At 33.0% G+C, this 15,245-nt stretch carries 12 protein-coding genes; 9 read left to right on the top strand and 3 right to left on the bottom strand.

Annotated features, from left to right (window positions below; genetic code table 11):
• Positions 1-144: 144 nt before the first annotated feature.
• The 3 genes from AA81_RS06390 to AA81_RS06380 are packed head-to-tail and all read left to right on the top strand — an operon-like array spanning position 145 to position 2,609.
• A complete protein-coding gene (locus AA81_RS06390) occupies positions 145-966 on the top strand; it encodes a fumarate hydratase (protein WP_103898573.1) in 822 nt (273 codons plus the stop codon).
• The gene (locus AA81_RS06385) at positions 953-1,450 is read left to right on the top strand and encodes a FumA C-terminus/TtdB family hydratase beta subunit (protein ID WP_103064942.1); all 498 of its coding nucleotides are present in this window, start codon (positions 953-955) and stop codon (positions 1,448-1,450) included. Before AA81_RS06390 ends, AA81_RS06385 begins: the two co-directional genes overlap by 14 nt.
• 19 nt (positions 1,451-1,469) lie before the next feature.
• Positions 1,470-2,609, top strand: a complete 1,140-nt coding sequence (locus AA81_RS06380; RefSeq protein WP_103064941.1) for an NAD(P)-dependent malic enzyme — start codon at positions 1,470-1,472, stop codon at positions 2,607-2,609.
• A gap of 32 nt (positions 2,610-2,641) precedes the next feature.
• On the opposite strand, the gene AA81_RS06375 is transcribed toward AA81_RS06380, so the two are convergent.
• Complete coding sequence (locus AA81_RS06375) at positions 2,642-4,234, bottom strand: DEAD/DEAH box helicase (protein WP_103898572.1); 1,593 nt, start codon at positions 4,232-4,234, stop codon at positions 2,642-2,644.
• A 190-nt stretch (positions 4,235-4,424) separates the two neighbouring features.
• Here AA81_RS06375 and AA81_RS06370 point away from each other — a divergent pair, with 190 nt between their 5' ends.
• From AA81_RS06370 to AA81_RS06345, 6 genes are all read left to right on the top strand, one after another.
• Entirely contained in the window at positions 4,425-4,874 is a 450-nt protein-coding gene (locus tag AA81_RS06370; RefSeq protein WP_103898571.1) for an early set domain-containing protein, read from the top strand.
• 5 nt (positions 4,875-4,879) lie between these two features.
• Entirely contained in the window at positions 4,880-8,125 is a 3,246-nt protein-coding gene (locus tag AA81_RS06365; protein ID WP_103898570.1) for a PD-(D/E)XK nuclease family protein, read from the top strand.
• 121 nt (positions 8,126-8,246) lie between these two features.
• Positions 8,247-10,109, top strand: a complete 1,863-nt coding sequence (locus AA81_RS06360; protein ID WP_169999641.1) for a GumC family protein — start codon at positions 8,247-8,249, stop codon at positions 10,107-10,109.
• Positions 10,110-10,218: 109 nt separating this feature from the next.
• On the top strand, positions 10,219-12,375 hold the full coding sequence (locus AA81_RS06355; RefSeq protein WP_103898568.1) for a GumC family protein: 2,157 nt from the start codon (positions 10,219-10,221) through the stop codon (positions 12,373-12,375).
• 24 nt (positions 12,376-12,399) lie between these two features.
• Positions 12,400-13,038, top strand: coding sequence for a CpsB/CapC family capsule biosynthesis tyrosine phosphatase (locus AA81_RS06350; protein ID WP_103898567.1), 639 nt, complete (start codon positions 12,400-12,402; stop codon positions 13,036-13,038).
• 353 nt (positions 13,039-13,391) lie between these two features.
• Complete coding sequence (locus AA81_RS06345) at positions 13,392-13,943, top strand: GNAT family N-acetyltransferase (RefSeq protein ID WP_103077375.1); 552 nt, start codon at positions 13,392-13,394, stop codon at positions 13,941-13,943.
• 46 nt (positions 13,944-13,989) lie between these two features.
• Here the strand turns inward: AA81_RS06345 and AA81_RS06340 are convergent, their stop codons facing one another.
• Both AA81_RS06340 and AA81_RS06335 read right to left on the bottom strand, forming a co-directional pair.
• The gene (locus tag AA81_RS06340) at positions 13,990-14,568 is read right to left on the bottom strand and encodes an outer membrane beta-barrel protein (RefSeq protein WP_103898566.1); all 579 of its coding nucleotides are present in this window, start codon (positions 14,566-14,568) and stop codon (positions 13,990-13,992) included.
• 93 nt (positions 14,569-14,661) lie between these two features.
• Positions 14,662-15,195, bottom strand: coding sequence for a hypothetical protein (locus tag AA81_RS06335; RefSeq protein WP_103898565.1), 534 nt, complete (start codon positions 15,193-15,195; stop codon positions 14,662-14,664).
• Between the last annotated feature and the right edge of the window lie 50 nt (positions 15,196-15,245).

Genomic DNA, 15,245 nt, shown 5'->3' with positions numbered 1-15,245 from the left:
CTTAAAAATTCTTAATTTTTCATTTTTATGTTAAAATTTCAAAAAGATGGAAAAATAGACGATAATATAGAAGCTTGAGAAATTAAACAATTAGCATCGCTAAAGAGAGTAATCGATTATAAAAAAGGAGTTTGAAATTTTGAGATGATATCTAAGCGTGAAATATTCGAAAAGTTATCAAACCATATAGTACAGGTCAATGAAACGATAAATCCAGAAGTAAAAACTTACATAGACGGATACAATGGTCCGTTTTCTCAAGCGCTAAAAGAAAATTATAAGATTGCAGAAGCTGAAAAATTACCCCTCTGTCAAGATACAGGCATTGTTGAATTTTTTGTTTTTCTAGGGAACGAAGTTATTCTTGAAGACCCGATATTTTCCACGTTAAGTGAGGTGGTTGAAAAGGTATATACGGAAAATCCCTTCCGATTTTCACTGGTGAGTGATCCCCTTTTTGAAAGAAAAAACACTAAAGATAACACTCCACCTGTGGTACACATATTCCAAGTCTCTGGGAAGAGTTTAGAGATCAAATTTTTGGTGAAAGGCGGGGGGAGTGAAAATCTCTCAGCCTTGTTCATGTTAAAGCCATCGATCGGGGTCCAAGAATTAAAAGATGTAATAATTGGGCATGTGAAAGAAAACGGAGCAAAAGGTTGTCCGCCTTTACATGTTGGAATAGGAATAGGTGGAACTTCTGATAAAGCAATGGTTTTATCCAAATTAGCATTGACCAAGAGTTTCAAAGAAAGAAATCAAAACCCTGTATATGCGGATTTTGAGGAAGCGCTTTTGAAAGATTTAAATACTTTAAAAATAGGATTTCAAGGACTAAAAGAAGGGGTTTCGGTTTTTTCTGTACATGTAGAATACGCTCCCACCCATATTGCAACACTTCCGGTTGGGGTTTCTTTAGATTGTTACCTTTGTAGAAAAGGTGTGATAAAATTTGAAGATAGATGAAATTGAAAAATTAAGAATCGGAGAACTCTTACAATACACAGGCGAATTGATAGTTATGAGGGATGCTGCCCACCAAAAACTTTTAGAATTACTTTCAAAAAATTCTCAGCTTCCTGTAGATTTAAACGAAAAAATTGTATTTTATGCAGGCCCTGCGAATCCTCCAAAGAACTCTAAGATAGGTGCTATAGGTCCGACAACGAGTGAAAGAATGGATAAATATCTTGAAATGATCTTTAAATTAAGTGTGCTAGGAACTGTTGGAAAGGGAAAAAGAAGTGATTTGGCAGTAAAGTTATGTATAAAATACAAGCGAGTTTATTTTATAACTCCAAGTGGTGCAGCTGCGTACCTTTCTAAGTGTGTGAAGGATATAAAGATTCTAGCCTTCCCAGAATTAGGCCCCGAAGCTATTTACAACATAAACGTGGAGGATTTTCCTTTAATGGTGGCAATAGATACAAACGGCAGTCAGATATTCTAACTTTTAAGGAGAGTTAATCTTGGACGCAAAAGAATTACACAAAATACTCAAGGGAAAAATCAGGACAATTTCAAATGTTGACAATTTGAACGAAGAATCGTTATCCCTACTATACACTCCTGGGGTAGCAGATGTTGCAAAAGAATGCTCTAAAGATCCAGAAAATACATTTTTATACACAAGACGTTGGAACACCGTTGGTATCATTTCAGACGGAAGTGCCGTATTAGGTCTCGGTAACATAGGTCCATATGGTGCGCTTCCCGTTATGGAAGGTAAAGCCTTGTTGTTTAATCTTTTTGGCCAGCTTGATGCCTTTCCAATTTGCCTGAATACACAAGATCCAGAAGAAATTGTTTCTATTGTGAAGAACTTAGAACCTTCGTTTGGAGGTATAAACTTAGAAGACATCTCTGCTCCTAGATGTTTTCGAATATTAGAAGAATTGAATAAAACAATGAATATTCCAGTTTTTCATGATGACCAGCAGGGAACTGCTGTAGTAGTCACGGCAGGATTGTTGAATGCATTGAAATTAACGGGCAAAGAAGCAAAAAATATTAAAGTTGTTATTAACGGTATAGGGGCAGCGGGATACAATATAGCCAAGTTTTTGATGGATTTTGGGGTCATAAATCTTGTTTTAGTTGACAAGAATGGGGTGTTGAATAAAAATGTTCCAGAAAGTTGTTTGCATGAATATCACGAAGAATTAGCAAAGATAACGAATCCAGAAAATATAACCGGGAATCTCTCAGTTGCTCTTTTTGGTGCGGATGTGTTTGTAGGGGTATCCAAGGGTAATATTTTGAATGAAGAGATGGTAAAAAAAATGAATAAAAATCCTATAATATTTGCACTTGCCAACCCTTTACCGGAAATAGATCCAATATTAGCAAAAAGCTTCGGGGCAAGTATAGTGGCAACTGGCAGATCAGATTATCCTAACCAAATCAACAATCTCATAGCCTTTCCTGGAATAATGAAAGGAGCGATAGAGGAAAAATCAAAAATAACTAAAAAAATGCTCCATTCTGCAATACTCGCAATTTCAAATTCATGTATTCCTACTCCTAATAGGATTTTACCCGAAGCTTATGATAAAAGATTACATTTGAACGTATACGAAGCGGTTAAAAATGCTTCTAGTTCGAACTAATTGTTCCCATAATCCATTTGTGACTTCACTTTCTAATTTCTTTTGGACTTAGCTTGTACTACTAGTGGTCTTTTTCTATTTGATTTTTGCTTAAAGATCTCTATTATTGCTTCAGCTTGTTCGGAAGGAACTGTCACAAAAGAAAATTTATCCATTATTTGTATATCTTTTATTTTTTTTCTATTTACACCAGTTTCCTTTTCTATGAATTCAGCAAGTTTTCTTGGTGTCATTTTACTTAAACTACCTAATGCAACAAATAACCTTTGGTCCTTTCTTTTTGAAGAGTTTTTAACTTCTTTTATTTTGCTATAATTTTCTTCTTTCAAGATTCCACCGTAAAAATACTTTAAAATAGAAGAAATTATTTGACTCGGCTCTTGGTCAGTTTCCTCTAAGATTGTTTCTGCCAAGATTTCGTAAATAGGATCTATATCTTTGGAAAGATTAGATATGATCTCATCTTTTATTTTTTCAACTTTTGCGTTAACAATATCTTTGGCTTGTGGTATTTTAGCTTCTTCTATTAAGGCTTTTGAGGAATGCTTGATGAACATAAATTTTCTATACTCGCTCGGTGTGACAAAAGTAATAGCTGTACCCTCATTTCCAGCCCTCGCAGTTCTTCCTATACGGTGTATGTAATTTTCTGGATTTTGTGGAAGAGAATAATTGATCACGTATTTAAGATTGTCTATATCTATACCTCTGGCTGCAACATCTGTGGCTATTAAAATTTTTATCCGTTTGCTCTTAAATCTGTCCATTATTCTTTCCCTTTGATTTTGAGAGACATCTCCATTTAGTGCTTCTGCTTCGTAACCTTTTTTGATTAATTTGTTTGCGATTTCTTCTGATTGGACTTTTGTTTTAGTAAATACAAGACCGTAAAAATTAGTGTCTATATCTATAAGCCTACTCAAAAGTTCTATTTTATCAGACTCAGAAATCATGTAATAAATTTGTTTTGCCTTCTTTACCGTTATGTCCTCTTTGTTTTCTTGAACTGTAGTTACGGTTTTAAAATTCCCCATATGCTTTCTAGCAAGGGTAATAATCCTTTGAGGCATCGTAGCTGAAAACATCAAAATTTGCTTTTCTTTATTAGTTTTTGAGAGTATCGTCTCCACATCTTCTATAAAACCCATATCTAGCATTTCATCGGCTTCATCAATGACCAAATACTTAATTTTGCTAATATCTAAAGTACCTCTGTTCAAATGGTCTATTATTCTTCCTGGGGTACCTACTACTAAATCTACTTTTCTCTTAAGGGTTCTGATTTGATTTCCGATTGAAACTCCTCCATACACGGGGAGAAGGTTCAATCTTTTGTTTCCCTTCAATGAGTCGATTTCGTTACAAACTTGTAAAGCTAACTCTCTCGTGGGAGTTAATACTAAAGCTTGAACGTCGTTTGCTTTCTCTTCTAATCTTTCAATTAGAGGTATACCAAATGCTGCAGTTTTTCCCGTACCAGTTTGAGCCTGACCGATTACATTATTCTTACCAGATAAAAGAAGGGGGATAACCTTTTCTTGGATAGGAGTTGGTTCTTCGTACCCTTTTCTATCAATCGCGCTGAGTATGTTATCAGAAAGGCCCATTTGTTGAAATTTTGTCATGTTTTTACTCCTTTTTTATTTTTTTGGGCCAAAATAACCTTTTAGATTATACCATAAGTTTCGTGAACAAATGATATTTGTTTAAGAATTTAAATAACAATTACCTTAAAAATCTTTATGTGAATTAAGATAATAAATATGATATAATTAACTGAAAACAGAGTTACAACATGAAAGAGGTGAAAAAGAGTTGAAAGGGTTTTTAGAAATCTTACTTCCCTTTGCAATAATTCTTTTGCTTTTTGGTTTTTCTTCACAAAAAGCCTCGACAACAGCTCAGCCATCTCCTACAACAGCCCCAGAAATACCTTCGTTTTCAGAAGAAGATGAAAATTTGTTCGAAGTCACTTTTATAATTACTTCCGTTCCAGAAGATACACCAGAAGATGCTTCAATTTATATGATGGGGAACTTCAACAATTGGTTGGTGGGAGATGAAAATTATAGGTTTGAAAAAATGGATGATGGAACCTACCAATTGACTCTAAGAATGCCTCCAAATACTGAAATAGAATACAAATATAACCTTGGCAACTATGATTATATAGAAAAGGATTTCTTTGGGAACGAAAGAGAAAATAGGACTTACAAATTTGAATACAACTTCGATGAAGTGAGAAACGAAATAGAAAGCTGGTAGAAAAAATGAAAAAGGTCTATTTGTTTGACTTAAATCCAGAACATTTTAAAAACGTTGGAGATCTTATACTTCCTTTTTACAACGAAGACCCTCTGAACTTTTTGTTTCTAGGGCCTTCTGGTTTTTATGTGAAGCAAGTGGCAGAATATATTGCCTCACAAACAAAAAAAACTATAAATCGTGATGCCTTCAGGGTTATAAACCAATATGTGACTGAGACGCTAAAAACATACCAACCACAATCTGTAATACTGGATAGAGAGTTTTTGAAGGTATACATCGAAAATGAGATAATGGATTTAATAGAAGAAGAGAAAAAAGACGAAGAATTTTCTGAATATCTAAACGTTATATCCAAATCTCAAAAATCGGTCGAGTACATATTAGATATTTTTGAGAAAAAATGGGAAATTTCAAGGGTTGAAGATGAAGAAATCGTTGAATCCGCTGAAGAATACAAGTTGCTTGATGATTCTATAGATAACAATTCTAATTTGTACATGCTTTACACAAAATTAGAAAAAAAACTCGAAGATATTTTAGAAACGAAGTTCGATATGTCTATTAAATATCAAAGAAATTACGATCCCGTTAGTGTGTACAAATGGTTTTATGAGATTTTACCTACTAGATTGAAAGAAGAAGGGAAAAAATATATAGGAAAAAGGGTCGTTATTTCGGGTTTTTTTGATATTTCTCCAGCCGTTAATAAAACACTTAAAGCTTTATTTGATCTATTTGAAGAGGTCCATTTTATCACTTGGGTCAACATAGAAGACAGAAGTTTTGATTCAATAACTAACATACACAACTTTTTAAAAAATGAAGGGTTTGAGTTCCAATCGAAAAGGAAAGGCTTAAAACGGATTTTTGAAAATACCAATATTGAGATCTTTCCAATGAACAACGATGTTTCTGAAATAGAAACACTTACAAAAGAAATAAAAAGAAGATTGATAAGTGAAAATCTTTCACCTGATGATTTGGGGGTCGTTGTTCCCAATAATTCTACTGCAAAATTATTGGCGGATTATTTGGAAGATGCCAAGGTACCTTACAGGTTCAAAAACGATGTTCCGCTAAACGAAAGCCAAATAGTTTTGATTCTTCTTCAACCGATTAAAACACTGGTCAGAGGTTGCGAAGTTGAAGATATTTTGGCGATGATTGAAAGTGGTTACGGAGGAGTAACTGAGCTGACAATGGAGCAGATAGAAAATTATTTAAAGCATTTAAACTTATTCTACGACATACAAAAATCCTCACTCAAAAACCGAAAAGAAAAATGGCTGAATACTATTGAGAAAGAAATAGAAAAAAGAAATTCTCAACTTAAAGGTACAGAAGAAATAGAAAGAATAAGTGAAGAACTCAAAGACTTAAGGGAATTAAAAAAATGTCTTGGAAACATATTTTCTCTTTTAGAAGATATCCAAAAAAGCAAAGATCGAAAAAGGTACTTCAGTGTTTCTGATTACAGAGAGTTGGTGAAAGAATGGATAGATACTTACCTATCTCATTTCAACATACTGGAAACATACGAGGATGTACTCCCCATTGAGAGTCAATTAAATGCATTAAAAGCCTTCGAAACACTAGTATTCAACGTCGAAGAAAATTTGGAAAAAATTCTAAAGTCAAATAAAAATTTAGGAATTGAAAAGTTCTACAAAATACTTTCTTCTCTTATTCAGATTGAAACGTATAGAGAATCCGAAAGGTACGATAATACAGTAGAAATAATGAGCCTTGAAGACTCAAGATTTGTAAAGAAAAAGTACAAATATATTGTCGGTTTCACCGAAGAAAACTACCCTTCAATAAAGATCAATCCTTTCATTACATCTATGAGTAACGAAGGGACCTCAATCGCCAAGCATTCAGAAAAGATCAGTAGAAGAAACTTGTTTATCTCGATGATCTTCGCTGATAATATAGTATTTACATATCCAAACGCTAAACTAAGTGGTGAACCAATACTACCCTCTCCATACGAAAAAGAGTTTAGGAATAACTTTAAAAACGTCAAATATTCGAATAAGTTCCTCTCTAAAAAAGAAATCCTACCAAAAGATCCCGAGAATATATTCTCTGATGCAGAAGCTACTATTTATTACATATTGAACGGGAAGAAAGAATTTTTACAAAGTAAACACCACACTGATATTGAAAGATTAAAAAAAGAGATAACTAATCCAGGCTGGCAATTATATAAAAATACCGACCTTGGGCGGTTAAGCCATACAAAAATAACTACTTATGTGGATTGTCCTTTTAAGTATTATCTTGGAATTGAAGGCAGATTAAATGGAGATAAAGATTTTGAAAAGTTTTTTGATGGACTTATAAAGCACAGGGTGATGAAAGAAATATTTTCCAAATACAAAAATTATGAAGTTATGTCCCAAAAAATTCTTAACGAAGAAGAATTGAAAGAAGAGATAAAAAATATCATTGAAGATGTTTGGGAGGAGTATACAGACGATTTTTTACACACTTATGAAGCCATAAAAGACGTGGAAAGTGAAATAATAACAGAAGATATTTTAGAAAGCATAGAAGACATACATCGAAAGTATGTCCATTTCAAAAAAGGTATAGATCTTACTTATTCTCAAGTTATAGCTACAGAGTTAGAGGTAAATTCAAAGATAAATATCGGGAATTTTCATGATGTAGACTTAACCTCTAGAATAGACAGGGTAGATCTTTTAAACGGTAACTACTCATATTTTCTTGATGAATTCGATGATCAGCTATTACCAGGAGCGTACTCAATTATGGATTACAAAAGGTCAAAAAATTTCCAAAGCGAACAATTGCTAATTTATTATCTAACCTTATTAAATAATGAAGAATGGAAAAACAAATTAGCAAATACTGACGTGTATCTAAAGTTTCAAGTAGTATCAAAGAAGAAAGATCATAAAAATAGTAATTTTATAAAAATACAGAAAGGCAAGATTATATATAAAAAACATAAGGCTAGAGCAAAATACGTATCTTTTGATATTAATGAATTCTACAGGTGGTTAGAGAAAGTTTTTCAAAACATCAATAAATCTAATTTTACCCCTATAGCAGTAAAAGAAAGACAAATAAGAAGGTTCTTAGAGGAAATGCATGATAAATACAACAACGCAAAAACAGGAGAAAAATATTATGATTGCTCTTCTTGCCAGTTCAGAAGTTTATGCGAGCTGATGCAGTACAAAAAAGATTTTATTATGAACATAAAAAAATACTTTTGAAATAAGTCTACCATATGGTAGAATATTTTGCATAGAATAAAATAAAGGGTGGGAAGCGGGGCGAAGGGGCGCTAAAAGAGCCTAAACACAGTAAAAAATAACTAAAAATTGGAGGATGGAAATGGAAGAAGAAAGAGAACTAACCTTTTCAGACATACTCAGAATTTTTAAAAGAAGAAAATGGACTTTTCTAATTATTTTCCTCTTAACTATCTTTTTAACAGCGTTTTATCTGTTTTTCGTTGCAACTCCCACGTATGAAGCAAAGCAGGTTATAGAGTACAAATCAAGTTCTTCCCAACCAAGTGTCTCTTTAGGGTCTATGTCTTCTGCAGCAAACTTGTTAGGAATCAGCCAACCCTCTGATTCAGGTTTAACTACCGAAATTGAAAGGATGAAATCCGATTGGGTGTTGGCAAACGTTGTAAAAGAGCTCAACCTTGTAGAAAAAGCAAATGAAAACAAAGGATTAATTGCAAGGTTAAGAGGCACAGAAGTAACAGAAAGAGACCTCATTGATTCACTAAAAGAAGGTATAAATATACAAAATGTTCAAGATACCAATATGATAGAAATAAGTTACCAAAGTTCCGATCCAACTATGGCTGCTTCGGTTGTCTCACTTGTATATTCTTACTACACCGAATATGCAAAAAACCTTTATTTTGAGGATTCACAGTCTTATTTGAATCAAGTTGAAACGTTATTTGAAGATGTTTCTCAGCAATATGATCAGATAAATAAAGAGGTTTTGGATTTCCAAACTGAAAATAAATTGGTAGCCTCTTCCTCAACTTCATCGGGAACATTCGACAGTTTAATTAGTTATTACTCAGAAACCTATATGAATATACTGAAATTAGACGCCGAGAAAAACCAATTAGAAATCAGAAAGCAAGCTATAGAAGATAATATTTTCAATCTGAGTCCAGAAACTAAAGAGTTTATACTAACAAACACAGAAAAAGACACGCCTGTTAAGGATATAAAATCTAAATTAGTAAGTGACAAAATAGAATTAGAAACTTTAAAATTAAATTCCCCTAGTTCTCCAAGAATTGGAGCTTTGGAAGCGGAAATAACGGTTTTAGAAAACGAACTGAAAACGAATCTTGAAGCGATTTTTTCCAACGACTTAAACTTTCTTGCATCGATCGATATGGGAACTTTTAACGAATACACAGGGATAATTACACAACTCCAACTATTCGATGTGACCAAGCAGGTGTATGAAAACATGCTTCAAGTTATAGATGATGAGATTTCGAAAAGCTCTCCCATTCTTTACGAATATTTTCTGTTAAAACAACAGCAAACTATCCTTCAAGCTAGATATAATACTTTACTAACTGCCTTAGAACAAGAAAGGATGAAGGCATCACTATACGATAACAAATTCAAAGTAATAACCTCAGCCTACATACCAGAAAATCCTGTATCACCAAATACCACCCTCACTTTAGCTATTGGAGGGGTATTAGCAATATTCTTAGGAATTTTGGGTGTTTTTGTAAGAGAAGCAAGCGATAAAACAGTGAAAGATCTATATGAATTTGAAAGTTTATTTGGGGTTCCTGACATTATTTTAGATGACTCAAACGATGCTGAGAAAATAGTTAATTATGTTTATAAAAAAGATTTTAAAAAGTTCGGGTTGCTATTTTTGGGGAATTTTTCAGTTGCCCAGAACCTTTCTCAAAGAATTTACAACATCTTAAATACCATAAAACCTAATAAAACAGAGTATTTTACTTCAAAGGGAAATGAAGATTACAAAGAAAAATTTGAAAAGTTTGAAAAGTTTAAAAACACTAATGAGGCTTTTATCATGTTTGACAATTTCAACAACGGTGATTATATACTATACAGAGATGATTTAGAAAAGATTATTATATTTATAGAAGAAAAAACAACAAACTTGGAAGATATAAAGGAGATTTTCAAAAAAGAGAAGGATCCCACCGTTGTTTATGTGAAAAAATAAAAGTTCAACTAAAGATTAAAGAAATTTCATTTATTTTGGTATAATGATTTTATGGGAGAATTTAGTATTCCTGCATGAAGAACGTTAAAGCTCCCCTAGGGGGTTAAATATGGAAAACGAATTAACATTCGAGGATATTTTAAAGATATTCAAAAAAAGATTCTGGTGGTTTTTTTTAACCGTTGTTTTAACGGTAGTAATTACCCTAATCTACCTTTTTAACACTACTCCTATTTATGAAGCAAATACAACCATGAATATTGACCTCTCTCAACAAAGTTCGGTTTCAGATATTTTTGGTACACAGATGGGGATAACTTCATCTAAGATATCGACAGAAATTGAATTGATAAAAAGTAGAAGAAATCTAGAAAAAGTAATCGACAATTTAAACTTAATGGAATATTTTCAAGCAAAAGCTGAAAACCCACAAGAGGTCACAAGAAACAGTGTAGTTCGTGCTCTCGAAGGAATGATCACAGTCTCACCTGTTAACGATACAAATATCGTACGGATATCTGTTCAAAGTGAAGACAAGGAACTTGCAAAAAGTATTGCTGATAATTTAGCAATTGTGTATAACGATTTGTTAAGAAGCTTGTCTCAAATCGAGTACACGGCAAGAAGAAGGTTTATAGAAGAGCAAATTCCACTAGCTGAACGCGATTTGAACGCTGCTCAAGACAATCTCAGAAATTTTAAAGAGGGAAATAATATCTTTTTGTTAGATGAAAGGGCAAAATTTATATTACAATTTCTGGTTTCCTTCGATCAACAGATAAACACTTATCAGATCCAAATGGAAGAAACAAAGATAAGACTGCAAACATTGAATGATACCTTAAAAAGTATGGATCAAGAAATCATTTCATCTGAAACAATTTCGATAAATCCAGTCGTAAGTAATTTAAGAAATCAAATAGTTAATATCCAGGTTCAGCTCGCAGGCTTGGAAGGTACTAAATCTCCTAGTGATCCTGAAGTTTTGAGATTAAAGGAAGAGCTGAATCAAGCCCAAGAGATGCTAAAAAATGAGATAAGTACTATTGTAACTTCCCAAGTAAAAACCGCTAATCCAATGTATATTAGCTTGTATTCACAATTGATCCAAGAACAAGCCGGGCAGCAAGTTCTTCAAGGCACAATACAATCTTTAACAACGTTAAGAAACACATATCAATCCCAATTGAAGCAATTACCTGCATTGGAGCAAAGACTTATGAATTACGAAAGAGAGGTAAGAGTAAAAGAAAATCTTTATGTTCTTCTTTTAGAAAAATTAGAAGAGGCTAAGATTGCTGAAGCAGGTGTAATTGGGACTGCAAGTATAATAGACCCTGCCTTTGTTTCCCCAAATGCTGTTAAACCAAATAAAACTCTGACTGCCGCAATAGGAGGGATTTTAGGGATCTTTTTAGGTATACTTGTAGTTTTTCTCATCGAGTATCTGGATAAAAAGGTTAAAGATGAAAATGAATTGAAAATGATAGTTAAGGGGTACCCTGTTCTTGGTAGAATTCCTCATTTGCATGTAGACAACGAAACAAAAGATGAATTAATAGTATTAAGGGATCCAGTCTCACCAATCTCCGAAGCCTACAAGATGCTGGCTTCCAATATTAACTTTTCTAATGCTAAAGAACCTAATGTTATTACCTTTTCCAGTGGTGGCCCCGCTGAAGGTAAAACAATGACTGCTGCCAATGTTGCTATTTCTTACGCCCAAAGCGGTAACAAAACCTTGTTGATAGACGCCGATATGAGAAGACCCAGAGTTGAAAGGATTTTGAATTTAAAAAGTAAGAATGTAGGGCTAGTTAACCATTTATTGAGAGGAGTTTCTATAGAACAATCTGTAAAGAAGCCGTTTGAGTCTCTCAATAACTTTTTTGTTTTACCTGTTGGAACTTTACCTCCAAATCCTACCTCTATATTAACTTCAAATGAATTTAAAGATCTACTCGATAAACTCAAGGAGTATTACGATAAGGTCATTATTGATCTTCCACCAATAATGGTTGCCCCTGATGCTATGATCGCATCTAGATATTCAGATGGACTGGTATTAGTGACCCGTTATGGACAAACTTTGAAACCAACTTTAAAAGCTGCAATTGAAAACATAACAACATCGGGGTTAAAACTTATTGGAACGGTTATAAATGATGTAAACGAAAAATCTTCTAATTACTACTACTATTATTATTACTCTGATGACGGGGAGAAAAGCAAGGAAAGGAGGAGGAGAAGCAAAACCAGAACATAAGGGCGATAAAGGGGATAAAATAAAATGTATATTGACATTCATTGTCATCTATTACCTGGAGTTGATGATGGTATAAAAACTATTGAAGAAACATTAAATGAACTGAGAAGGTATAGAGAAAACGAAATTACCGATGTTATCTTTACGCCACACGTTAACCATCCTTCTGTTAAAACAGATATAACCATCATCAAAGAAGTTTATCAAAAGGTAAAAGAAAGAATAAAAAATGAAATTGGTTTAAGGACTTATCTTGCCTCTGAATTATATCTAACTCCAGATTACAAAGATTTTATTCCGTTTAATTCCTTTATCTTGATAGAATTTCCAACACAACCTATGCCTATTTATGCCCTCGATTCGATATTTAATTTACAATTGGATGGTTATGAAGTTATTCTCGTACATGTGGAAAGATACAAATGGTTATATGAAAGCAAAGACATCATTCAAAGAATGAAAGAAATGGGTGTACTCTTCCAAGTCAATTTTGAAGGTTTAAAGACGCAAGAAGGTAAATATTATTTTGATAATTACTTGGTGGATTTTTTAGCGACCGATAATCACGGAAGTTCGAATAGAGAAGAAGTGGATTTAAGCTTATTTAAGAAATATTCCGAAATAACTAAAAACGCCTTCAATATTTTAGGAATGAATTCTTAACTAGAATTTTTAAAATAATTCCTTATGGGGCGGTGGGCGGGAAAAGATAGCAATTTTTTAGATAATTCCTAAAGATACTTTTTAGATAATTCCTGAAGTAGCTAATTTTAAGTAATTCCTTATAGGGCGGCGGGCGGGAAAAGATAATAATTTTTTACATAATCCCTTATTTAGCTTTTTTGCATAATCTCTTAAAAAACTTTTTTAATAATTCCTTAAGCTACTTTTTTAGATATTCCTAAAGATACTTTTTAGATAATTCCTGAAGTAGCTAATTTTAAGTAATTCCTAATGGGGTGGTGGGCGGGAAAAGATAACATCTTTTGGAGGTGTCGGTAACGAAGCTCGAATTAATGAGCAAAGAAGAGTTTGAAATATACAAAAAGAAAATGTACGAAGAATATTCAAAAGTTTTGGCTGAGAATTTGTTGATTCCATACCAAGAAGCCTTGGTGAGAGCTGAGGATCAAATTGATACCATCTGGAACGAAGATATGAAAAAAGGGAAAAACTACGGTTATAATGTTATAAGCACTAATAATGAACACGTTGGAAGAATATGGGTTTTTGTCAATTACAGTTCTAAAAAAGCGTTTATATACGATATTAGGATTTTTCCTAAGTATCAAAAAAGGGGATTTGCAAAGAGCGCTATAAAAGAATTAGAAGAAATATTAAAAAAAGAAAAGGTAAAATTTCTTGAATTGAATGTTTTTGGGAATAACAAAGTTGCGTATAATATGTATAAAAACCTTGGATTCGACGAGACAAACATTAATTTGATGAAAGGGTTTCAAAAACAGAGAGTTGTTACTTTACCAAAATTTTTGAGGTTTTTAGAAACTCTCTTTTTAAAATCAGGGTATAGAATAGTCGCTATCGAAATGAGAAAAAAATTAAAATAAAAAACCTCCGTAAGGAGGTTTTTAAGTTATTTTGTTTACTTTTAAATTAGAATTGTACGCCTGCGTAAACCTTGAATTTTGGTCTCAACTGGAACTCACTCTTATAAACTTCGTCATAATCCTCAGCTACTGTTGGTTTTTCAAATAAGACATCTGCACCTACATTCATATTGAGGTTTTGAACTACGAAGTTTGCTCCAGCTCCACCGCCGAAACCTAAACTGCTTGTTACAACGTCTCCTAATCCGAAGGAATAGTTAAACAAACCTTGTACATACATTCCAAATGGTAAGTCTGGCAAGAAAGCGTTTAAGCTCTGTCTGTAACCAGCGTTGACACCTAAACTCATTTGAGATAAATCTGTAGCTACATCACTTTCATTGACAAATTCTGCTGGAAAATAATAATCAAAAGAACCGCCGACTAACAACGCTCCACCTTCTACACCTAATTCATCGTACAGATAGTTTGCACCAACACTAACACCATGCATCATCACAGATGTTGCAACATCTGTGTCACTAGCCGCTAACGATGCATTCACATAACCACCTGTGACTTCAAATGCAGCGAAGCTAAAAACAGCCAACATACCTACCAACAACGTTGCAAAAACCTTTTTCATCTTTTTTCCCTCCTCTCTGAGATTTTATAGAAACTATGATAAAAAAACCCCACTAATCTTTAGTGCTTATTGTATCACATTTATTTTATATCTCTAAGAAAAAATAAATACATTTTGTTGAATTTCGATGAAATCCGGTGTACTTTGTTTTAAAAGATTAAGAGAAACTATGTAATCTAACCTACTGTTTTTTTGAACAAACTTGTTTGTTAAATCGTTTTTATAAGAGTAATCGTTTTTATAATTTTTGTTTTTGACGTTTGGATCTGATTTGATAAATTTGTCAGAATGACTTTTAGATCGGTTGTGTGATGTACTTGCCATTGCGTTAAAAGCTGAATTATAGTCTTGGTTATAGTTTAGATCATTTAACTCTTTAATTTTTACAGTGTAATCATCTGTAGAAGCTAAATAATATACACCTATCGTAATCGTTGATTTTTCTTTTTGATCCACTTCCATTTCGCCAATCAATTCCATTAAATTGAGATTACCATGAGTTGAAGAAACTAAAGACAAATTATCCAAATCGGTAAATCCAGTGTAAGACGTATTACTTGCAAAAGATGAAAAAACAAACAATAGAAAAATTAATAATATGCTAGTGAATTTTGTAGCTTTTATCATAATTACGTCACCTCCTGAAATAACCCATTGTACTATTTATGAAAACTTAT

Source organism: Petrotoga halophila DSM 16923, from assembly GCF_002924615.1.
Note: the sequence above shows the minus strand (reverse complement) of the source record. Positions and strands in the feature narration are given on the sequence as shown.

What these genes read in the sequence shown, in the direction of transcription:
- AA81_RS06390 (WP_103898573.1), top strand. Translation starts at nt 145, where the DNA reads ATGATATCTAAGCGTGAAATATTCGAAAAGTTATCAAACCATATAGTA.
- AA81_RS06375 (WP_103898572.1), bottom strand. Translation starts at nt 4,234, where the DNA reads ATGACAAAATTTCAACAAATGGGCCTTTCTGATAACATACTCAGCGCG.
- AA81_RS06365 (WP_103898570.1), top strand. Translation starts at nt 4,880, where the DNA reads ATGAAAAAGGTCTATTTGTTTGACTTAAATCCAGAACATTTTAAAAAC.
- AA81_RS06360 (WP_169999641.1), top strand. Translation starts at nt 8,247, where the DNA reads ATGGAAGAAGAAAGAGAACTAACCTTTTCAGACATACTCAGAATTTTT.
- AA81_RS06355 (WP_103898568.1), top strand. Translation starts at nt 10,219, where the DNA reads ATGGAAAACGAATTAACATTCGAGGATATTTTAAAGATATTCAAAAAA.
- AA81_RS06350 (WP_103898567.1), top strand. Translation starts at nt 12,400, where the DNA reads ATGTATATTGACATTCATTGTCATCTATTACCTGGAGTTGATGATGGT.
- AA81_RS06345 (WP_103077375.1), top strand. Translation starts at nt 13,392, where the DNA reads ATGAGCAAAGAAGAGTTTGAAATATACAAAAAGAAAATGTACGAAGAA.
- AA81_RS06340 (WP_103898566.1), bottom strand. Translation starts at nt 14,568, where the DNA reads ATGAAAAAGGTTTTTGCAACGTTGTTGGTAGGTATGTTGGCTGTTTTT.
- AA81_RS06335 (WP_103898565.1), bottom strand. Translation starts at nt 15,195, where the DNA reads ATGATAAAAGCTACAAAATTCACTAGCATATTATTAATTTTTCTATTG.